19 protein-coding genes, 1 tRNA gene and 2 pseudogenes are annotated in these 20263 nt (G+C 41.2%); 9 read left to right on the plus strand and 13 right to left on the minus strand.

What is annotated here, in order from left to right; genetic code table 11:
* Window positions 1–110: 110 nt before the first annotated feature.
* From ACW6QF_RS04510 to ACW6QF_RS04530, 5 genes are all read right to left on the minus strand, one after another.
* Window positions 111–1163, minus strand: coding sequence for a phage integrase SAM-like domain-containing protein (locus ACW6QF_RS04510; RefSeq protein WP_456086969.1), 1053 nt, complete (start codon window positions 1161–1163; stop codon window positions 111–113).
* Between the two features lie 182 nt (window positions 1164–1345).
* Window positions 1346–2296, minus strand: a complete 951-nt coding sequence (locus ACW6QF_RS04515) for a transporter (RefSeq protein ID WP_456086970.1) — start codon at window positions 2294–2296, stop codon at window positions 1346–1348.
* Window positions 2297–2461: 165 nt separating this feature from the next.
* Entirely contained in the window at window positions 2462–3547 is a 1086-nt protein-coding gene (gcvT, locus tag ACW6QF_RS04520; RefSeq protein WP_298546835.1) for a glycine cleavage system aminomethyltransferase GcvT, read from the minus strand.
* Window positions 3548–3564: 17 nt separating this feature from the next.
* Window positions 3565–4794 (minus strand): peptidase T, encoded by a 1230-nt coding sequence (gene pepT / locus ACW6QF_RS04525; RefSeq protein WP_456086971.1) that lies wholly within the window; start codon window positions 4792–4794, stop codon window positions 3565–3567.
* Window positions 4795–4906: 112 nt separating this feature from the next.
* Window positions 4907–6313 carry an amidophosphoribosyltransferase gene (locus ACW6QF_RS04530; RefSeq protein ID WP_298546839.1) on the minus strand — a complete coding sequence of 469 codons (1407 nt, stop codon included), beginning with the start codon at window positions 6311–6313 and terminating at the stop codon, window positions 4907–4909.
* A 433-nt stretch (window positions 6314–6746) separates the two neighbouring features.
* Here ACW6QF_RS04530 and ACW6QF_RS04535 point away from each other — a divergent pair.
* The 4 genes from ACW6QF_RS04535 (at window position 6747) to ACW6QF_RS04550 (ending at window position 9114) form a co-directional block, all read left to right on the plus strand.
* A tRNA-Thr gene (locus ACW6QF_RS04535) sits at window positions 6747–6820 on the plus strand.
* Window positions 6821–6963: 143 nt separating this feature from the next.
* A complete protein-coding gene (locus tag ACW6QF_RS04540) occupies window positions 6964–7494 on the plus strand; it encodes a DUF4199 domain-containing protein (protein ID WP_298546841.1) in 531 nt (176 codons plus the stop codon).
* A 20-nt stretch (window positions 7495–7514) separates the two neighbouring features.
* Entirely contained in the window at window positions 7515–8468 is a 954-nt protein-coding gene (locus ACW6QF_RS04545; RefSeq protein WP_298546844.1) for a glycosyltransferase family 2 protein, read from the plus strand.
* Window positions 8469–8547: 79 nt separating this feature from the next.
* Window positions 8548–9114 (plus strand): manganese efflux pump MntP, encoded by a 567-nt coding sequence (locus ACW6QF_RS04550; RefSeq protein ID WP_298546846.1) that lies wholly within the window; start codon window positions 8548–8550, stop codon window positions 9112–9114.
* Between the two features lie 36 nt (window positions 9115–9150).
* Here ACW6QF_RS04550 and ACW6QF_RS04555 read toward each other — a convergent pair whose 3' ends face one another.
* On the minus strand, window positions 9151–9396 hold the full coding sequence (locus ACW6QF_RS04555; protein WP_456086972.1) for a hypothetical protein: 246 nt from the start codon (window positions 9394–9396) through the stop codon (window positions 9151–9153).
* A 182-nt stretch (window positions 9397–9578) separates the two neighbouring features.
* Here ACW6QF_RS04555 and ACW6QF_RS04560 point away from each other — a divergent pair.
* A pseudogene (locus ACW6QF_RS04560) lies at window positions 9579–9740 on the plus strand (PDDEXK nuclease domain-containing protein); the annotation flags it as partial.
* Window positions 9741–9769: 29 nt separating this feature from the next.
* Here the strand turns inward: ACW6QF_RS04560 and ACW6QF_RS04565 are convergent.
* Window positions 9770–9909 (minus strand): annotated as a pseudogene (locus ACW6QF_RS04565) (nucleotidyl transferase AbiEii/AbiGii toxin family protein); the annotation flags it as partial.
* A gap of 130 nt (window positions 9910–10039) precedes the next feature.
* On the opposite strand from ACW6QF_RS04565, the gene ACW6QF_RS04570 reads away from it, so the two are divergent.
* Window positions 10040–11365: an ATP-binding protein gene (locus ACW6QF_RS04570; protein WP_456086973.1), complete on the plus strand. Its 1326-nt coding sequence runs from the start codon at window positions 10040–10042 to the stop codon at window positions 11363–11365.
* A gap of 25 nt (window positions 11366–11390) precedes the next feature.
* On the opposite strand, the gene ACW6QF_RS04575 is transcribed toward ACW6QF_RS04570, so the two are convergent.
* Together ACW6QF_RS04575 and ACW6QF_RS04580 are read right to left on the minus strand one after the other, a co-directional pair.
* Window positions 11391–11573, minus strand: coding sequence for a transposase family protein (locus tag ACW6QF_RS04575; RefSeq protein WP_456086974.1), 183 nt, complete (start codon window positions 11571–11573; stop codon window positions 11391–11393).
* Window positions 11574–11683: 110 nt separating this feature from the next.
* Complete coding sequence (locus ACW6QF_RS04580) at window positions 11684–11941, minus strand: hypothetical protein (RefSeq protein ID WP_456086975.1); 258 nt, start codon at window positions 11939–11941, stop codon at window positions 11684–11686.
* A gap of 602 nt (window positions 11942–12543) precedes the next feature.
* On the opposite strand from ACW6QF_RS04580, the gene ACW6QF_RS04585 reads away from it, so the two are divergent.
* Genes ACW6QF_RS04585 through ACW6QF_RS04595 form a run of 3 tightly spaced genes read left to right on the plus strand, consistent with a single transcriptional unit; the run spans window position 12544 to window position 15623 of the window.
* Window positions 12544–13347, plus strand: a complete 804-nt coding sequence (locus ACW6QF_RS04585; protein ID WP_456086976.1) for a hypothetical protein — start codon at window positions 12544–12546, stop codon at window positions 13345–13347.
* The gene (locus tag ACW6QF_RS04590) at window positions 13328–14536 is read left to right on the plus strand and encodes a glycosyltransferase family 4 protein (RefSeq protein WP_456086977.1); all 1209 of its coding nucleotides are present in this window, start codon (window positions 13328–13330) and stop codon (window positions 14534–14536) included. The genes ACW6QF_RS04585 and ACW6QF_RS04590 overlap by 20 nt, the downstream gene beginning before the upstream one ends.
* Before the next feature lie 7 nt (window positions 14537–14543).
* Entirely contained in the window at window positions 14544–15623 is a 1080-nt protein-coding gene (locus tag ACW6QF_RS04595) for a glycosyltransferase family 4 protein (RefSeq protein ID WP_456086978.1), read from the plus strand.
* A 90-nt stretch (window positions 15624–15713) separates the two neighbouring features.
* On the opposite strand, the gene ACW6QF_RS04600 is transcribed toward ACW6QF_RS04595, so the two are convergent.
* From ACW6QF_RS04600 to ACW6QF_RS04615, 4 genes are all read right to left on the minus strand, one after another.
* Window positions 15714–16817, minus strand: a complete 1104-nt coding sequence (locus ACW6QF_RS04600; RefSeq protein WP_456086979.1) for a sialidase family protein — start codon at window positions 16815–16817, stop codon at window positions 15714–15716.
* Window positions 16818–16883: 66 nt separating this feature from the next.
* Window positions 16884–17882, minus strand: coding sequence for a glycosyltransferase (locus ACW6QF_RS04605; RefSeq protein ID WP_456086980.1), 999 nt, complete (start codon window positions 17880–17882; stop codon window positions 16884–16886).
* Between the two features lie 4 nt (window positions 17883–17886).
* A complete protein-coding gene (locus tag ACW6QF_RS04610) occupies window positions 17887–18996 on the minus strand; it encodes a hypothetical protein (RefSeq protein WP_456086981.1) in 1110 nt (369 codons plus the stop codon).
* Window positions 18997–19002: 6 nt separating this feature from the next.
* The gene (locus tag ACW6QF_RS04615; protein WP_456086982.1) at window positions 19003–20262 is read right to left on the minus strand and encodes an oligosaccharide flippase family protein; all 1260 of its coding nucleotides are present in this window, start codon (window positions 20260–20262) and stop codon (window positions 19003–19005) included.
* Window position 20263 lies beyond the last annotated feature (1 nt).

Here is a 20263-nt window from a genome sequence, read left to right on the forward strand (position 1 = left end):
TGTGAAAGAAACACAAAAAATGTTGAAATCCAATGAAAAATAACTATATTTGAACCGTCTAATCAGACGCACTTAGTGGTATACTTTTCAATTACTAAGTGGAGTACTTTTCAGTTATTATCTACATGCCTTGCGACATGAAATGAGATATGCTTAGTTACTCCTGCTGCTTTCGCCCATTTTTGAAGTATATTATTTATAGTACCCTCATGCGTCAAGGGGAAAATTAAATCATCGTCTTTTGCTTCTCCTCGCTGTGGCAACCACTTTAACGCTTCATCAGATATAGGCAAGTAAAGCGGCTCTTTGGTTTTCTGCATCTTTATTTCAATTCTAATCCTTTCACCGCTTTTCTGTAAATCACTCCATTTCAACTTTCTTATATCGCTTACCCGTAATCCACACAGACAACTGAAAAGAAAGGCTTGCTTCATTATCTCATACTTACATTCTGTGCTTATAAGCTGTTTCAGTTCTTCTATCGTCAGATACTCTCTACGGCTCGCTTCCGCTTTTACTTTATCAGCAAAGTTAAATTCTTTAGTAGGATTAATGGTTATAATCCCTTCTTTAAATGCTTTATTCAGAGCGGTGCGCAATACTCCATAGTAAGCGACTACCGAATTATTACTTAACAACCCTCCTGCTTTTACCAATCCATATTTGCTTGCTTTCTTGGCTTGTTTCAAAAAATCCACAAAGTTACTAAGGAAATCTTTGTCTATATCACGGAAAGCGATATAGTTCCCTCTGAATAGTTTCAGCTCACGAATAGTGTTACCAATAGTCTTTTCATAATTCAAGCTACCACGCTCTTTAGATTGGTTTCTCATGTTATCCAAATAGTCAATTACATTCGCTTTTGACTTATTGGTGTTTTGAAATCCGTGCACATCATTTTGTAGTTCTACTATCCGTTTGCTCTGAATCGCTTTGGCAAGAGCCAACGTAGCTTCATTCTTTGCTTTATCTTCCCTTGTCTTTTCAGGAATAAGATAAAGTTTCAAAAACTCATACTGACGCTTACCGCCAACATAGTTTTCTTTCCGAATAACATCACCTGTGTAATAGTCCAAATAGATAGACTGGTTACCATTGGCAAGTTGCTTAAACCGGATTCTTACAGGCTCCTTCAATTTAGCCTCTTGTTTCTTCTTCGCCATACTTATGTTTTTATTTTGTTACCGATGGCAAATATAGATATTTTTTTTGTTACTCAATGCTATTCGAGTAACAAACTGGTAACAAAATAAACGCATTTATTGGAATAAGCAGGAAAATAGGAAAAACAAAGGAAAAGACGAACATAAACAACAAATAGCTAAATATCAATATCTTATATTCATTATTTTATCTCTTTCTTTCTCTTTTTCCATAACTGATAACTATTAATAATGTTCTGCCAGAGGACGTAGGATCCGGGGCCGACCGATGAAAGGGGGTCCAGATAGGTATAGGCCATCCAGATGGCAAGTACGGTGTTTTTCTGGCCGAGGGCCTGTCCGGCACTGATGCGGTCGAAATAACGGGTCCCGATCCGTTTGCCCAAATAGAACTGGACAGCGCAAGTCACCAAGCCCGCCAAGGCGATCAACACCTCCACTCCTACCGGAGCATTGCTTTCGACAAGAGACTTCACGGTCTGGGCCGTCACGATGGCAAGTGCGACACCCCAGAGATAGAAAGCAAGATCCCGAAACCCCAACAGAAAATGATGCAACTTCGGAAGAAAATAGCGGAACAGCATCGCCAGGAAAAACGGACAGAGCAACAAAGGGAACACCTTGCTCAATATCTTCAGGAAAGCAGCCATAAAGGTTATATCGGCATGGGGCTCTACCAGCGGGAACATCAACGGGACGACTATCGCCGCCAGAATGTTAGACAGCAAGGTGTAAGTCGTCAGGCTGGACGCACTCCCTCCCAACTTTCCGGTGATAACAGCCGCAGCCGTAGCCGTCGGGCAGATCAGGCAGACCATCGCACCCTCGAAAACCTCCTTGTAAGCACCATCCATGTGCACGAATATCAACAAGGCAGCGACCAGCGAAGCCGAAACAAGCTGGAACAACAACAGCCATCCATGCCAGGGAGAAGGCATCAACTCGTGCGGTTGCACTTTGCAGAAAGTCAGCAATAGTTGCGCAAAGATCAGAGCGGGAGTCAGATAGGCAATAAAAGAACTCATGAACGGCTTTGTCGGCTCCAGAAAAGCGAAGTTGGCAAAGATAAAATACCCTAATGCACCGGCAAGCATCGCAACAGGCAATGTCCAGTTTTTCAGAAAATTCAACATAGAAATATCCTATTTTTTATTCGGGATGCAAACTTACAAAACATCTCCCACTTCCCCCACTATAATCACAACAAAATCCAAAGCACAACAAAACCCATAGGGTTACGGGTCATAAAGCATAGCTTTGCACCTCCTAACCCTATGGGTTTTCCTATCTATCTCGCCTTACTTGCGGAAGGGCGCTTTTACGACCTGGGCTTTCAGGTTGCGGCCCCGGACCTTGATAAAGATTTCCGTCCCTGCTTTCGCAAATTCAGGTTTCACATATCCCATACCGATACCCTTCTTCAGGACAGGCGACATCGTGCCCGATGTTACCACACCGATGATATGATCCTCGGTATCGGCAATTTCGTAGCCGTGACGGGGAATACCTTTGTCGACCAGTTCGAATGCACACAACTTGCGGGTAACGCCTTCTTTCTTCTGGCGTTCCAGTTCGGCGCGGTTGGTGAAGTTCTTGCCTTCGGCGAACTTGGTGATCCAACCCAGGCCGGCTTCGATCGGCGAAGTGGTGTCGTCGAGGTCATTGCCGTACAGGCAGAAGCCCATTTCCAGACGCAGCGTGTCACGTGCACCCAGGCCGATCGGCTTGATACCTTCAGGCTTACCTGCCTCGAAGATGGCATTCCAGATCGTCATGGCATCGTCCAGGTAGAAATACAGTTCGAACCCACCGGCTCCGGTATATCCCGTATTGGAGATGATGACGTTCTTGCAACCGGCAAATTCACCCGTCACAAACGAATAGTAAGGGATGGAAGACAGGTCGACCGGAGTCAGGCGCTGCAAAACCTCAACGGCTTTAGGGCCCTGGATAGCGAGTTGTGCGGTACGGTCGGAAGAGTTTTCCAGTTCCGCCCCTACCGTGTTATGGCTTACGCACCAATCCCAATCTTTGGCGATGTTGCCGGCATTGACAACCAAGAGATATTTTTCCGGTTCATAATGATAGACCAGCAGGTCGTCCACGATACCGCCCTTGTCATTCGGGAAGCAAGTATATTGAGCCTTGCCGAGCGGTAAGACGGAAGCGTCGTTCGAGGTGACGCTCTGGATGAATGCCAGCGCGTTCGGGCCTTTTACCCAGAACTCGCCCATGTGGGAAACGTCGAACACACCTACGCCGTTCACAACGGTCATGTGTTCATCGATAATACCGGTGTACTCGATCGGCATGTTGAAACCTGCAAATTCATGCATTTTGGCACCGAGTGCAATGTGCACATCGGTAAACGGAGTTGTTTTCATGATTTATGATTTGTGATTTATGATTTATAATTGCCTTTGACTAACAATTCTGCTATTTTAACGATCGTCTCCATACTCTTTTCCAGCGACTTGACCGGAAGGAATTCATAACGTCCGTGGAAGTTCAACCCGCCTGCGAAGATATTCGGGCAAGGCAGTCCCATGAAAGAAAGACGCGCTCCGTCCGTACCACCGCGAATCGGTTTCACCAAAGGTGTGACGCCGGCTTCCTTCATGGCATCGAACGCCAGGTCCACGATAAACTTCTTCGGTTCGACCACTTCGCGCATATTATAATACTGGTCGCGCATTTCGAGTGTCGTGCTGCCCGGATGCATCTCGTTCATACGCTTTACCAACTCGTGCAGCAACTCTTTCTTCTGTTCGAAGGCGGTGCGCACATGGTCGCGTATAATATAGGAAAGGGAAGCCTCTTCGACCGTTCCGCTCATGCCGGTCAGGTGGAAAAAACCTTCATAGCCGGTCGTATGTTCGGGACGCTGTGCGGCAGGCAGCCAGGAGGCAAATTCCACTGCCAGCAAGGAAGCGTTCAGCATCTTGTCTTTCGCATATCCCGGATGCACGTTCAGTCCTTTGAAAAGGACTTTGGCACCGGCAGCGTTGAAGTTCTCGTATTCCAGCTCACCGATCTGTCCGCCGTCGATCGTATAAGCCCATTCGCAACCGAACTTTTCGACATCGAAATAGTCGGCTCCCGCCCCGATTTCTTCATCGGGCGTAAACCCGATACGGATCTTGCCGTGTTCGATTTCAGGATGGTCTTTCAGGTATTTCATGGCAGCGATGATAGCAGCCACACCTCCCTTATCGTCCGCACCCAACAGGGTCTTGCCGTTGGTCACGATGATATCCTGTTCTTTATAATCGTTCAGTTCGGGAAACATGAGCGGCGAAAGCACCACGTTTTCCTCGGCACATAGCACGATATCTCCCCCTTTATAGTTCACGATACGCGGCTCGACCCCCTTGCCCGACATATCGGGGCTGGTATCCAAATGGGCGATAAAGCCGATCGTCGGAATCGACTTATCCGTATTGGCAGGCAGGGTGGCCATCAGGTAGCTCTTGTCATCGAGAGTAATGTCTTCCAATCCTATCTCTTCCAACTCTTTTACCAATGCTTCGGCAAACACGCGCTGTCCCGGCGTACTGGGAGTCACGCCAGTCGTTTCGCTCGACTCGGTATCGAACGTCACGTACTTCAAAAATCTATCTGTTACAGTCATAAGCTTATCATTAATGTTACAAGCCATAAAAGTAATCAAAGTGTCACTAACAACAAAAAAATCATGCGCATTTCTGCACATGATTTTCCTTATTCCATCAGATCATATCTCTTTAGAAACAACTGCTTCCGTCGAAACAATGCGTACAAACTTTACATTTCGGCAATCCGATTGCCTCGATGAGCGTTTCCAGCGTATTGAATTTTAACGAGCTCAGTCCGAAACGATCGGCAATGATCTGCACCATCTTCTGATATTCCGGCGAATCGGTCGTTGCATATTTCTCCAGGTTCTTGTTTTCGTCCCCTTCCAGTTCCTTGATGATCCGGCGGGTGATCAGTTCGAGGTCGCTCTTCGACGATGTAAAGCCGAGGAACGGACAGCCATAGATAAGAGGCGGGCAGGCAATACGCATATGCACCTCTTTGGCGCCGTAGTCATACAATATTTTCACGTTGTCGCGAAGCTGCGTCCCGCGTACGATCGAGTCATCACAAAACAGGATACGCTTACCTTCCAGCATGGCCCGGTTGGGGATCAGCTTCATCTTGGCAACGAGCGAACGCATTTCCTGGTTGGCCGGAGTGAAGCTGCGCGGCCAGGTCGGCGTATATTTGGCGATGGCCCGGTGGTAAGGCGCCCCTTTCCCCTCGGCATAGCCCAAAGCCATACCGACGCCGGAATCGGGAATACCGCAAACGCAATCGACTTCGTTCTCATCTTTCTTTCCCATCTTGTAGCCGCTTTGGAAACGGACTTCCTCGACGTTCTTGCCTTCATAGCAGGAAACAGGGAAACCATAATACACCCAGAGGAAAGAGCAAACCTGCATCCGCTCGTTCGGCTGGCGCATCTGCTCGATGCCGTCGGCACGCAAGCGGAGGATTTCTCCCGGACCGACAAACCGGTCTATTTCATAATCCAGATTGGGCAAACTGCTCGATTCGCTGGTCGCGGCATAGGCGCCGTCTTTCTTACCTATAATAATAGGGGTACGTCCCCACTTGTCGCGAGCCACGATGATACCGTCTTCCGTCAGCAGCAGCATGGAGCAGGAACCTTTGATCCGGTCGTAGACATTTTCAATGCCTTCGACAAAATCCTTCCCCTGCGTGATCAGCAACGCTACCAGTTCGGTCTGGTTCGTCTTGCCCGAACTCAGTTCGGAGAAGTGCATGTTCGCTTTCAGCAAATCCTGTTCCAATTCCTCGATGTTATTGATCTTGGCAACCGTCACGATGGCGAACTTGCCGAGATGGGAGTTGATGACGATCGGCTGCGCATCCGTATCGCTGATGATACCGATTCCGGCATTTCCCACAAACTTATCGAGAGCAGGCTCAAACTTTGTACGAAAATAAGAACTTTCCAGATTATGAATCGAACGTGTGAAACCGGCCTCCTTATCGTATGTCGCCATACCGCCGCGCCGCGTTCCCAGATGAGAATTATAGTCGGTGCCATAGAATAAATCAGTTGAACAGGCCGACTTAGAAATAGTTCCGAAAAAACCACCCATTGTAAATAGTGTTTTTGATTTTTGAATTAGGTTGCAAATGTACAAGATTATTTACAAAATGTCACTACTACCCCATCAAAATCGAATTTATACCCCATGTATTTGGAATAGTAGCAAGGGTAATATTTTTTAACAAAGCTATTTCACATCAATGCCCAGTTTTCACTACCAAAACGACAAATAGAGCTTTCCAACAAATTACATGCTCAAATATTTTGCATACATTTTTTAACACGCCTAAAAACAAAAGGCTTACAACCACTTACAAACAAATAAGGTCTGCTCCCACCAAAAACGCTTGCATTGTAAAAAATAATATCTACTTTTGCACCCGGGTAAGTCCTACACGGCATGCTCCCTCGGAATCCCCCAGGGCTTGACCGCAGCAAGGGTACTTGGTTGTAGCGGCGCGATGTAGTAAGCTTACCCACCTGCCTCTTTAGCTCAGTTGGCCAGAGCACGTGATTTGTAATCTCGGGGTCGTTGGTTCGAATCCGACAAGAGGCTCAAGAAAATGGACAATTGGAAATTGAAAATTAGCTGAAAAAGAATAATTATCAATTTTCAATTGTCCATTTTCAATTATAAGTATTGTATATTCTCGCAAAAAGATTAATTTTGCTGATGAGAACATAAAAAACGGCATTATCATGGAAGAGAATAAAGGTTTACTGTTGAAGTGCGCGATGTCTTACGGCTTGGCTATGGGCATCTTTTGGGTGATAAAATACCTGTTCCTGATTTTCGGGTATTCTATTCCTTCGCTCATCTTTATTTATGAAGGCCTGAGCCTTGCCGTCCCTTTCATCGCCTACTACCTGACCAAGCGTTACCGGCAGGACATAGGAGGAAGCATCAGTTTCTTCCACGCATGGCGGTTCGGCATCATGCTGTACTTCTTCGCAGCCCTGATCGTTTCGATCGAGCATTTCATATTCTTCCAGTTCATCGCTCCCCCCGATTTCCTGGGCAACACGATAACGCAGGCCATAGCAGTGCTGAAGAGCGCTGACTTCAACAGCGAAGTGATCGAGGCCGTCAGCCGGACCAACTTTACTCCCATCCACATGGCTATCCAAGGTATTTTCAATAATATATTTTACGGAATCATATTATCCATACCGGTAGCAGCACTGGTTTGCCGCAAACAGACAGCAAGCCCGGTGCCCGAAGAAGAATAAGAAGAAAATAAAAACAAATAATGGACATATCAGTAGTCATACCACTGTACAATGAAGCCGAGTCTCTTCCAGAATTGTTTGCGTGGATAGAGCGGGTGATGAAAGAGCATAATTTCAGTTACGAAGTAATTTTTATCAATGACGGGAGCACAGACAACTCCTGGGAAGTGATCGAAGCGCTTAAAAGCAAGAACCCGGAAGTGGTACACGCGGTCAAGTTCCGTCGCAATTACGGCAAATCCCCCGGCCTGAACTGCGGTTTCCAACGGGCAAAGGGAGACGTGATCATCACGATGGACGCCGACCTGCAGGACAGCCCTGACGAGATACCCGAACTGTACAGGATGATCACCGAAGACGGCTACGACCTGGTATCCGGCTGGAAGAAAAAGCGTTACGACCCGCTGTCGAAAACCATTCCGACCAAGCTGTTCAACGCTACGGCACGCAAATTCTCCGGCATAACGAACCTGCACGACTTCAACTGCGGGCTGAAGGCTTACAAGAATATCGTAATCAAGAATATAGAAGTCTATAACGATATGCACCGCTACATTCCCTACCTTGCCAAGATCGCCGGATTCAGCAAGATCGGCGAAAAGGTGGTGCAACATCAAGCACGCAAGTACGGAACGACCAAGTTCGGGCTGAACCGCTTCGTAAACGGCTACCTGGACCTGATCACCCTCTGGTTCACCTCCAAATTCGGCAAGAAGCCGATGCACTTCTTCGGGTTATGGGGAAGCGTGATGTTTTTCATCGGTTTCATCGCACTGGTCATCGTGCTGAGTGCGAAACTGATTTCCATCTGTACGGGAGATTTGCGGCCGCTGGTCACCAATTCGCCCTACTTCTATGTTTCGCTGACAGCCATGATCCTCGGAACACAGATGTTCCTCGCAGGATTCATCGGAGAACTGATTTCAAGGGACTCGCCTAACCGGAACAAATATAAAATCGAAACGGAAATATAAATTGATTTATAATTTACGATTTATGATTGGTTGCAATGTGACAATCACGAATCATAAATCACAATCCATAAATCTAAAGATGTCATTTATAGAAATAGTGTTACTGGCTGTGGGATTGTCGATGGACAGTCTCGCAGTATCTGTCACCGGCGGCGCTCTCATACAAAACTACAGACATCACCACATGCTGAAGATCGGCTGTGTGATGGGGGTTTTCCAGGCAGGGATGACCATAGCGGGCTACCTGGCAGGGATGAGTTTCAAGAAATACATCACGGCGTTCGACCATTGGATCGCTTTCCTGCTGTTGCTTTACCTCGGAGGTAAAATGATATACGAGAGCACACAGGAACAGGAGGAGGATTGCAAGACAAATCCGTTGTGCTACAAGACACTGTGCGGTCTGGGCATTGCGACAAGCATCGATGCGTTGGCAGTCGGCATATCGCTGGCCTGCATCGAATCGGCCATTGCACTGGAAGCCCTGACGATCGGGATCGTCACCTTCCTGCTTTCGGCTTTCGGAGTCTACTTCGGAAACCACTTCGGCCGCAAGATCGATCTCAAACTGGACCTGATCGGCGGATTGATCCTGATCGGCATCGGGACGAAGATTCTGATAGAGCATCTTTATTTCAACGGGTAAGTTTGTCATTTTTCACCTTCACACCCCAACAAACAACTATAAGCCAGCCGTTTCCTGTGAACCCTGTGAATGCACGTCAAGTTTTTCCCCCGCCACGTAAATCGAAGCCCGTGCCGCACCAAGACAGTCGATCTTGCCCGCCTCGCGAAGTTCCTTGAGGCGGCGGTTCGCCAAGCCACACAACAAAAAGCTCTCAAGTTCCCGTTCAAGTCGATTTCGTTCCAGCATTCCTATTTCACCGTAATACTCATTTTTGATCTGGTCTAATGTTTTTGTATTCATTTGTTAGTGCCTTCAATGTATTTGAGGTATGTCATTGGTATTCGATCTATTTGTTCAATAATATCCAACACTTGGATGATTTTATCACGAACTTTTTGCGGCTGCTGTTTAAAAAACTTTTTGTAACTGGTAACTTGACGGATAACTTTCGTGGCTATGCGACATTGCTTCGTAAAATCAAACATGCCCGTTACTGGTACATGGTACAGAGTATCACATCCCATTGGTCAAAACGCTATCTGCAAGAAGCCATCAGACTTGATGATTACGGCAAGCATGGAGCATTGGCAAACAACTTTACCGAAACCCTGCCTGCATCGGAAGCAAACGATGTGATATCTCTCTGACACAGAGGCAAGCAATGTTTTTGATGAAAACCATATTTATCCCGGAGAAATGTTTCCAGTTCTGTGGCATCAAAAGATTTCAGCGTGAAAAGATCCAAGTCCACGCTGACCCTATGACCTAAATACAGGGCTAAAGAGGTTCCACCTGTCAGATAAAATCCGACATGGCATTTTCAGCCTCCAATTTACATTAACTCTATTGCATTTTGTGCGATTGAAAGAAAACGACTACCTTTGCACTGAAAAATCACTTGTAATATACAACTATTTTTTCAGTGACATCTAAAAAGGCACTTATGATAATAGATAGAAGTGAATACATAGAGCAGTTACTTGCAAAACGTTGGAATGGCAAGGTAAAGATTGTGACCGGCATAAGACGTTCCGGCAAATCTTTCCTGCTCTCAACCCTTTTCAAAAACCGATTGATTGAGGAGGGAGTCGGAAAAGAAGATTTTGTGGAGGTGGCACTCGACAAAAAGTCGGATGTCAAATACCGCAACCCGAATCTCCTGTATGACTATATCATGGAGCGCACACAGGATGCGGAAAGAAAATTCTATGTGTTTATTGACGAGATACAGTTGTCGTATAAGGTAAAAAATGAGGATGTCGATGAGTCGCTGATCCCGGAAGAAGACAGGGATATGCTCTACACGACATTTTACGACATTTTGAATGACCTGATGGCACATCCGAACCTCGATATCTATGTGACCGGCTCCAATTCAAAAATGCTCTCTAAGGACATCGTGACGAATTTCCGTGACCGTGGTTCAGAAATAAAGGTTTATCCGTTGTCGTTCGCTGAATACCTCCCGATGGCCGGACTGGAGAAAGCCGATGCGCTGGAGGAGTACATGATGTATGGCGGAATGCCCCTGGCGGTTCTCGAACCGGATGGAAAGGAAAAACGGAAGTATCTGCAAGGACTTTTCTCGAATGTCTACATCAAGGATATAGTAGAACGTTACAAGTTGAAGGATGATAATATGTTGGGAGCTTTGGTAGATGCCTTGTCATCATCGGTGGGTTCCTTGACAAATCCGAATAAGTTAGCTAATACAGCCGGTTCATTGATGGGAAAACAACCTTCGTATAACACCGTAAAAAACTATTTGGACTATGTGGAAGATGCTTTTCTTTTTCAAAGTGCGAAGCGATGGGATGTGAAAGGGAGAAAGTATTTCGATACGATCCAGAAATATTATGCGATGGATCTGGGGCTGAGAAACGCCCGGTTGAATTTCCGTCAGCAGGAGCGTTCGCACCTGATGGAGAATATGATTTACAATGATTTGATCCGCAGAGGATATTCCGTAGATGTCGGTATTGTGGAACTGACCCGTGTCATAGAGGGCAAGCGCAAGATGTCACAATACGAAATTGACTTTGTAGTCAACATTGGCAATGACAAAGTGTATATCCAGTCGGCATTGCATGTAGATACTCCCGAGAAGAAGGCGCAAGAGACTTTCTCCCTGAGAAATACCGGTGATTTCTTTCGCAAGATCGTTGTATTGGACGGAAACAGCAAACTTTGGTCTGACGATGACGGTGTAATGTATGTGGGTGTGATTCCGTTTCTATTGGAGGATATAGTAGCTGAAGTTATCAGATAGAGATTTAATCTTCATTTTGGGGAGATTAAATGAATATTAAAAAAGCCGACCCAAGTCTGGCAAACAGATACATGTCTTGGTAATCCGCGCCACCACTTATATAGGTGCACAACCCGATCATCAACATGTCGGATAATAGATGAGAACAACGACCAACCACACGATGATCGGTTACTTCTGAAAATGATGTTTTAACTAATTCTTGCATCCTGCAAATTTAAGAATCCATGGGAAAATAATTTTGATGCGGTTGCCCTAATTCCTTATCCTTTTTATGCACTTACAAATTTATAGTATTTTGCCCGAAGATACAATTTATCAGGAGTTTTTCATTGTTTTTCCCGCTTTTTCGGCAAAGACTTTCTTCATTGCAATAACCCTGTTATTCCATGCTCCATGCAAAAAACACACTAAAGAAGGACATTGATACAAAGCTGTCATCAAATACTCTTGTATACGACTAACGCCACGATTAAACATGTTCACATATTTCATTACCTTCATCGCTTCTGCAATGATAGGATTACGATATGCATTCACCGATGGGAAGTTCTCAAAACGAGCTTCACCATACATTCCTCAATCGGTTAAATCAAACCGATGAAAATCTAAAAAAAACTATCAACAATAAAAATACGCAATTAATCTTTTCTATTTTGCCTGATTCTTGACAAAATGGTATCTTTGTTCGATATTATCAATCCATCTCTAACAAGGGGTGGAAATATCCGGTTTTAGTTCATACGTACAAATGGCATAACATGATACAAGAATTCGTAAACAGACACTTTTTCAACTTGCTAATATTCACACTTATCTTCGGAATCATACTATATGATCTCATAGGGTTCGACTACACAGATGAGTTATGCGCATTAGCTCTATTCATTTTATTCATTTTTTGGATGTTCCGTACTCCAGATTGGAGGATAAACAAAGCTTTCTTAATAACGATATGTATATTTATATTCTACTTATGCTATTCTTTTGCCATTAATAGTAATTCGAAAACTGCTATTTTAGCTGACTTTACAGTCCAGATCAAACCTTATCTGGCCTTTTTCTGTGTCTATTCAATGGCTCCAAACTTTTCTCGGATACAAAAAGATTTACTGAAAAAGATATCATTGATCTTATGGTTCTGCCTTTTACCTATAGGCTTCTTAGGATTAATCAATATGCAATACTTGATAGATATCATGGGAGTCCCTGCCTATTTTGCTGCAGCAGTCATAGCGGTCTCTTTGACCTATCTATTTTGTAGCGATTTTACAACAAAAGACAAATGTATTTTTTTGATTCTTCTATCATTAGGGCTCATTTCAGGACGTTCCAAATTTTATGGTTTTTTTGTTTTGGCTATCGTTATCATAGTATACTTCTCTAATGCAAACCATATCAAACTGAATTTTAAAAATATCATAATTCTTTTCTTTACATTTGGAATCATGCTATTTGTGGCACGAAATAAAATCGAACTTTATTTTATGCAAGGAATTGTAGGAGACTTAGATAAAAATGAAATAGCAAGATATGTATTATATGCAACATCCATAGATATCTTCAAGGACTATGTTCCATTCGGAAGCGGATTTGCTAGCTTTGGTACATTTTATTCAGGAGAATATTATTCTAGTATATATGCTAAATATGGTATCGACAATGTATGGGGAATGACAAAAAACGCTCATAGTTTTATTGCAGATACTTTCTATCCTTCACTTGCACAGTTTGGGATAGTCGGCTTATATTTCTATAGCGCATTTTGGATTCATATATTAAAAAAATCATTTAAATCACAATCAGCTAAACAGCTGATCTTAACTTTATTGATAGTTTCTTTCATGGGAATCGAAGGAATCGCTGATTCTACATTTACTACACACCGTGGTTTTTTTATATTAATGTTTTTAGGTCTTGTTTTATCTGAAACAAAAATATCTAACAATAAAGAGTTGAAAAATGAAAGTCTTACAAATTGATAAATATTTTTATTTTAAAGGCGGCGCAGAGACTGTCTTTTTTAACACTATTGACCTTTTAGAAAGAAAAGGGCATAAGGTTATCCCGTTTAGTTTAAAAAGCGATAAGAATTTATTTTCGGAATATGAAAAATATTTTGTTGATTATCCCGAATTGTCTGAATCTAATTTTTTTACCAAAATCAAAAATATTCCGAATTTCATTTATAATAAACAAGCGGCATCCCAATTAGAGGAACTACTATCCAAAGAGAGGCCGGATATAGCACACATACATTTAATGTTTAATAGTATGTCTGTTTCAATTCTTCCAGTTCTTAAACGCTACAATATTCCTATTGTGATGACAGTACATGACTATAGATTAGTCTGCCCTGCATATACTTTTAAAGATGGAAATGGTAACTTTTGTGAGAAATGCCGTACAGGTTCATATTATAATTGCATAATACATAAATGTTCCAACAACAATATTGCAAATAGTATTTTACTAAGTATGGATAGTTATTTCAGATCAATGTTTTATCAGCCAATAAAATTCGTTGACAAATTTATTTTTGTCAGCAAATTTTCACAAAACAAACACATAGACATTGATCCTTTATATAAGCAAAAATCAACATATATATACAACTTCACTCCCATGAAACGCGAGAGCAAGAAAGAAAGAGGAAATTATTTCATCTATTTTGGCCGACTTTCACAAGAAAAAGGAATTGAAACGTTAGTCAAAGCTGTGAAAAAATCACCTTTTATTAGATTAAAAGTATTAGGAACAGGACCTCTATTAGAATCGTTAAAGAGAGAAGCAACAGATAATATCGAATTTTTGGGTTTTAAACAAGGAGAAGAATTAAGAGACTATATCAAAAATGCAATGTATGTTGTGGTTCCATCCGAGTGCTATGAGAACAATCCCATGGCTATTGTCGAATCTACAACTATAGGAACACCTATAATAGGAAGTAATATCGGTGGTATCCCTGAATTAATAGATAACACACGAAGCGGATTTCTATTCAATACTGGTTCTGTAGATAGTCTGCAAAAAGTATTATACGATGCACAATCTGTTTCAGATGAAAAATATAAGGAAATAGTAGAGTCAGCTTTTAATTTTGCCTCTAATAACTTTTCAGAAGATGCACATTATGAAAAACTAATGTCTGTATATAATTCTATCATCTAAATTTTCCATGAAAATATATGTATTCGGAACAAGAGGATTCCCCGGCATCCAAGGAGGTGTTGAAAAACATTGTGAATATTTATACACAGAATTATCCGACCAATATAATATAACGGTCTTCAGAAGAAAATCATATCTTCCAGATACCTGCTTGGATAATTTTGACAAGATTCATTTTATTGATTTACCTTCCACTAAGGTAAAAGGGGTTGAAACTTTTATTCATTCTTTATTGTGTGCACTATATTGCCTCATTAAAAGGCCGGATATTGTACATATACATAACATCGGACCTGGTATGTTCACCCCCCTATTGAGACTATTTGGCCTAAAAGTAGTTCTCACATATCACAGCCCAAATTACGAACACAAAAAGTGGAACTACATGGCAAAACAAATATTAAAACTCAGCGAATGGCTAGCTACCCACTTTGCTTCTGCCATCATATTTGTCAATAAAAAACAAATGATGCGCTTCAATCACACAATACAACAAAAATCATCCTACATCCCGAATGGAGTACACATAAAGCCTATTTTGTCTGATTCAGAATATATAAAACAACTGGGACTCATCCCCCAAGAATATATTCTTTGCGTTGGCAGGATCACTCAAGAAAAGGGGTTTGATTATCTGATCGATGCTTTCATAAAAGCACAAATACCAAACCTTAAACTTGTCATTGCCGGAGGAATCGATCATAAATCAGATTATGCAGAACGATTACTACAAAAAGCAAGGCAATACCAAATCATCATGCCCGGATATACCGACGGTAAGAATTTACAGCAATTATATTCACACGCCCGATTATTTGTATTGCCATCCTATAACGAAGGTTTTCCATTAGTCCTTCTTGAAGCAATGAGTTATAGGTTGCCATTGTTAGCCAGTAATATAGAAGCAAATCTTTTGCTAAAACTAAATGAAAATGATTATTTCAAAGTTGGTAATGTTTTAGATTTAGCCCAATGTATTCAAGAAAAAACATGCTGTAGCTTCAAACAGGAACAATATCAATTAAAGGAATATACATGGAAAAATATTGGTCTGCAAGTTAAACAGATATATCGCTCACTTAAATGATATATTGTCTGAAACTTCTTTTTCTTGTCTTCTATTTTCATTAGGAGAGAGATTTCTAAAAAACATGATTTAACAAAAATCTACAAATCATCAATAAGACTTAACATGTACTAATTTCAAGCTACCCAATCCCCATTGCTCCTTTTTCGAGATGCTGTATAAAACAAGCGCCTCATCGGCTGATAAAAATTCTATCGCTGGATAGCAGGCAAAATAGCCATTCAGTTTTTCCAATAAAGCTTTATGGCCCCATGTCACCCCCTCATCAGTCGACGTAGCTATGCAAAGAGGCATCCGCTCACTTTTGCTCTTATTCCATACGATAACCAAAGCTTTCGTATAAGGATTCCTTTCTATCAAAGCAGGAGCCAATGGAGATTCCAAAGAACTTTGAGAGAGTTTACCCCATGAATACCCTCTATTTTCCGAATAAGAATAATATTGATATCCACTGTTTGTCCTTATATACATGAGGATTTTGCCATCAGACAGTTCCACTATTCCAGGTTCTTGCAATACCAAAGATTGATTCGGTGAAACGAATGATTTCCCTTTATACCATGTCTTCCCGCCATCATCCGAATAACAGCAAAAAATTATGCCGCTTTCCGAAAACGTTTCATTTTTATCAACGATATGCTGGGAAACAGGTATGACTATCCGGCCTGTAGACAACTGGATGGCACGAGAGTTATTCATGATATAATAGCCGCTTCCGGGCGAAATGCAAGCCGTAGGTTCCGACCAACTATCTCCATTATCAGCAGAAAACCGGACAACAGGGTAACAGTCTCTATTACTATTTTTGACTAAATAGAATAATGCCAAACCTCCCTCTTTCAATTGCAATAAAGAGGCAGACATCACGTTTAATCGACCTTTTTGATCAATAAACTCCATTTCATCGGACCACGTTTGTCCCTTATCCGTTGAAATACGCTTCACTAGCACGGCATAATTATGGTCTTCATATCCTCCCACAAATTTTGTATAGACCAACAGCAGCCTTCCGTCGGCCAGCAACAAAATATCCCCCTCGCTCCTTCGTGGTATATCCAAGGACGATTCGACAAACAATGTACTCGATTTAAATGCATAAGGAAGAATCTCTTCTTCCACCACATCAGAAGAACAGCGGGAGAACAGTAACAGCAAAAATACACCTATTTCATAATAATAACCAACCCTTCCCATCTTTACAGAATATTTTGTCGTTATGGAATCAAATATAAAAGAACCACATCACAAAAAAAACATTTCTTACCCCTTTAACTTTTTTTTCAACCAAACAACCGGATACAAAATTCGCACGACATGCCATCCACCCAAGATATTAAAGCCACAAGATATGATGTATTCTTTCACTTCCCTACCAGGCTGTAAATGAGAAACACCGGATTCATTAATTAAAGCACATAAGCTTTTCTGTTCTTCTTTCTCCTTCAACTCGGCTATACGCAATAAAGCAAAAACCACCAGATTTGTCACCGTATCTTTTATCACATACTTAAAACCATTACCAAGAGAAGAATCATTTACGTATTTCAAAATAGAAGTAGAAGCTCCTATTATATCCGTTACTTTCTTTTTATCAATTGTATAAATTGTCGAAGTTACTCTTTGGCGATAGGCATAAATACAAGAATCTATATATATAACCTTATTAGCATGATAAGCAACCTTTAGGGCATATTCCACATCTTCAAAAAAGACTCCTTCTTTATATAGGATAGAATACTTTAGCAAAAAAATTCTCTTTAATAAAGACAAGCAGAAAAATTCGCCTTGATAAAGATGTTCATATAAAAATTTTCCGTCTACCAACCAATCACTATATCGTTTTCTCTTATCCCGATTCGTTTTTTTATCCAATTCATTTCCTTTTTCGTCAACAAACTTATAGTCGAACCTCAAAACATCCAGATCATGTTCCACAGCCTTTGACAAAAGAGAAGCCAATGAATCCAGGCAAAGAAAATCATCGGAATCCATAAAAAAGACATATTTGCCACTTGCCACAGCCAAACCGTTATTTCTGGCCACCGATTGCCCTTTATTTTCCTGGGATATTATAGTCAAATTCGGATATATCTCCTCATATTCCCTAAGAATATCGATACTGCTATCCGTTGAACCGTCATTCACGGCAATGACTTCAAATGTATCCAAAGACAATGCTTGCTTGTATATGCTAAGCAAGCAATCTTCTAAATATTTTTGGACATTATAGACTGGTATTATTATCGATAGTTCCTTCATAGCATTACTTCTTTAACAACTCATCCAACAAGATATCCTTATTCCTTTTCATCTCCGTATTCTTGGATGTCAAATAAGAATATATATACTCATTCCGTTCTTCATGACTCAATTTTCGAGGATTAAAATCAGTCATATCAATATGATCAATATCAAATATCGGTATTTTTAATGATATGGACAACTTCTTTTGAGTTGATGACAAATCACGATTTTTACAATATTCCTTATTCGCGATCAAAGCCATTGGTTTGTCATATAAAATGCAATAAGAAACAGAGTTACTTGTATGCAACAATACCATATTGGCATCCTTTACTAAAGAATCCGTTTCACCTTGAACAATCTTCCTATCTCCAAACTCTGATCCTACATATTTAGCCTTAGGATGAGCAGCAATTACCACCGGTATACCATATTTATCCTCAACCTTGTCAAAAAAAGTCCTTAAACTTTCCTGATAAGATAAAGGAGAAACAGCTTTCATTCCCATCATATAAAGCAAATCAGGATGCAAAGGATAATAGATATCCAAAAAAACCGCATATCCCCCCTTTATGGACAATTGATTTTCAAAATATTTTTCATAATCAGGATGATTGATAGGAATCCTACCCGGAAATAAAATTGATGAAGAGAAAACGACATCAAAGTCCTTCACCTTATTTATTGTTTTATAGATGTTCAAGGCATATTCCTCTAATCTATTTGACAGCATCTTTACAATCCTCTCCAACTGTACATTCTTCAACTTCTGCCATAAAGAAATGTTCAATACCGTATTCCCATACATATCAATTCTCACCGTGAAACAATGATAATCCGACAACAATTTATAAAACCTCCTCGACTGCCAATTTTTACGGACCTCTATTATAAACACTATATTGCCAATATCGGCAGACACTAATTGTTGTCGGACCTGCCACAATTGAGAAAATTTTCTTATATAAGAGGCTTCGACTTCCTCTATCAATCGCAGACCAGGAAATATATACTGGGAAATATCCCAATATTCAAACTCAACGCCGGCTTGAATAAAATCTTCTATATAGAATATAGATTTAGTCCTTTTAGTTAATGGCTCATGGCCAATCATCACTATTTTTTTCATGCCAACCTATATTAATTTATAAACCCGACGACTATACAAAAAAACTCCCAATACAATCATCATGTTTATAATCATTGTCACATAAGCCGTGTACATCACCGAATACCGTGTTAACAACACGGATAGCAACACATGAAAAAGAGACATTGAAAATGTTATATACATTAGTTTTTTTGTTTTCTTATAATAGAACAGATAATTCACAAACAGATAATATACACATTGGAAAAAGGCCCCCATGCACAACGGGAACAAATAGGGTACTGCATCTGCATATTTAGGGACAAATATCGGTATAAAGACAGAAGTCCCGACATAAACACATAGTGTAATGATTGCAAAAAACAAAATCATGACTTTAGTTTGCTTCAATAAACGGCTGGATGTACCTACTTCTATATTAGCAAGATTCTTATATATATACACCGAATTTGTTGCATTAAAAGCCAATCCTATAATCTGAATAATATTAGCAAAATTGTAAGCAAAGCTATATATTCCGACTTGGGCTGCCATATAAAAGTAATTAATCACATACCGATCCAAGCCTTGACGAATCCAGGCAGAAGCGCTATGAGGGATCAAGGGGATGCCAAAAGCCAAAGCTGACTTTACGGTTTCTTTATTGGGTATCAGTCTTTGAAGATAGCCTCTTCTTATAAGAAAGTAGATACTGACAAAAAAGAACAGCATACTAACGGCAACCTGTGCATACACTCGTCCCAACCACCCCCAATGGAAACCAATAACCAGAATTAAAGTCAAGATAAAGTTTGCAAGAACCGTTGCGACACTATATATTCCATAGGAAAGAGGGTTTTCTTCCAAACGCCAAATATCCAGATTAACAGTGGAAAAGACTTGCATATAGCAAACCAACAGCCCCAACCATTGATACTCAGCAGACAATCCGATTATTCGTTCAAAAAAAGTGGAAAAGAACAAGAGCAGTAATGAAAAAATAAGAAATGAAGCGGAAGACAAGCATAAAACCGTACTTAACATCCGTCGAAGTTGCGTTTTCTCCGCAGAAAAAAAATCGACAGCAATAATACCTGTTGCATTCAGTGAAATAAAAATAGACAGCAATGTCACAAACGTATTAAACAGATTCAGCTCACCATATTCAGAAGGAGGGATAAAACTGGCTAACACCAATAACAGCAAGAAGCCAATACCGCTATTCAGAAAAGAGAAGAAAGCAAATAGCGTTCCATTCCTGAACAACGTATTAGTGCGTATCTTATTTATCAAAGCAAAAGACATG

The organism is Parabacteroides sp., assembly GCF_977054455.1.

Bases quoted from the DNA above. Each gene is read 5' to 3' on its own strand.
- ACW6QF_RS04510 (WP_456086969.1), bottom strand. From the start codon at position 1,163: ATGGCGAAGAAGAAACAAGAGGCTAAATTGAAGGAGCCTGTAAGAATC.
- ACW6QF_RS04515 (WP_456086970.1), bottom strand. From the start codon at position 2,296: ATGTTGAATTTTCTGAAAAACTGGACATTGCCTGTTGCGATGCTTGCC.
- gcvT (WP_298546835.1), bottom strand. From the start codon at position 3,547: ATGAAAACAACTCCGTTTACCGATGTGCACATTGCACTCGGTGCCAAA.
- pepT (WP_456086971.1), bottom strand. From the start codon at position 4,794: ATGACTGTAACAGATAGATTTTTGAAGTACGTGACGTTCGATACCGAG.
- ACW6QF_RS04530 (WP_298546839.1), bottom strand. From the start codon at position 6,313: ATGGGTGGTTTTTTCGGAACTATTTCTAAGTCGGCCTGTTCAACTGAT.
- ACW6QF_RS04540 (WP_298546841.1), top strand. From the start codon at position 6,964: ATGGAAGAGAATAAAGGTTTACTGTTGAAGTGCGCGATGTCTTACGGC.
- ACW6QF_RS04545 (WP_298546844.1), top strand. From the start codon at position 7,515: ATGGACATATCAGTAGTCATACCACTGTACAATGAAGCCGAGTCTCTT.
- ACW6QF_RS04550 (WP_298546846.1), top strand. From the start codon at position 8,548: ATGTCATTTATAGAAATAGTGTTACTGGCTGTGGGATTGTCGATGGAC.
- ACW6QF_RS04555 (WP_456086972.1), bottom strand. From the start codon at position 9,396: ATGAATACAAAAACATTAGACCAGATCAAAAATGAGTATTACGGTGAA.
- ACW6QF_RS04570 (WP_456086973.1), top strand. From the start codon at position 10,040: ATGATAATAGATAGAAGTGAATACATAGAGCAGTTACTTGCAAAACGT.
- ACW6QF_RS04575 (WP_456086974.1), bottom strand. From the start codon at position 11,573: ATGCAAGAATTAGTTAAAACATCATTTTCAGAAGTAACCGATCATCGT.
- ACW6QF_RS04580 (WP_456086975.1), bottom strand. From the start codon at position 11,941: ATGTATGGTGAAGCTCGTTTTGAGAACTTCCCATCGGTGAATGCATAT.
- ACW6QF_RS04585 (WP_456086976.1), top strand. From the start codon at position 12,544: ATGCAATACTTGATAGATATCATGGGAGTCCCTGCCTATTTTGCTGCA.
- ACW6QF_RS04590 (WP_456086977.1), top strand. From the start codon at position 13,328: ATGAAAGTCTTACAAATTGATAAATATTTTTATTTTAAAGGCGGCGCA.
- ACW6QF_RS04595 (WP_456086978.1), top strand. From the start codon at position 14,544: ATGAAAATATATGTATTCGGAACAAGAGGATTCCCCGGCATCCAAGGA.
- ACW6QF_RS04600 (WP_456086979.1), bottom strand. From the start codon at position 16,817: ATGGGAAGGGTTGGTTATTATTATGAAATAGGTGTATTTTTGCTGTTA.
- ACW6QF_RS04605 (WP_456086980.1), bottom strand. From the start codon at position 17,882: ATGAAGGAACTATCGATAATAATACCAGTCTATAATGTCCAAAAATAT.
- ACW6QF_RS04610 (WP_456086981.1), bottom strand. From the start codon at position 18,996: ATGAAAAAAATAGTGATGATTGGCCATGAGCCATTAACTAAAAGGACT.
- ACW6QF_RS04615 (WP_456086982.1), bottom strand. From the start codon at position 20,262: ATGTCTTTTGCTTTGATAAATAAGATACGCACTAATACGTTGTTCAGG.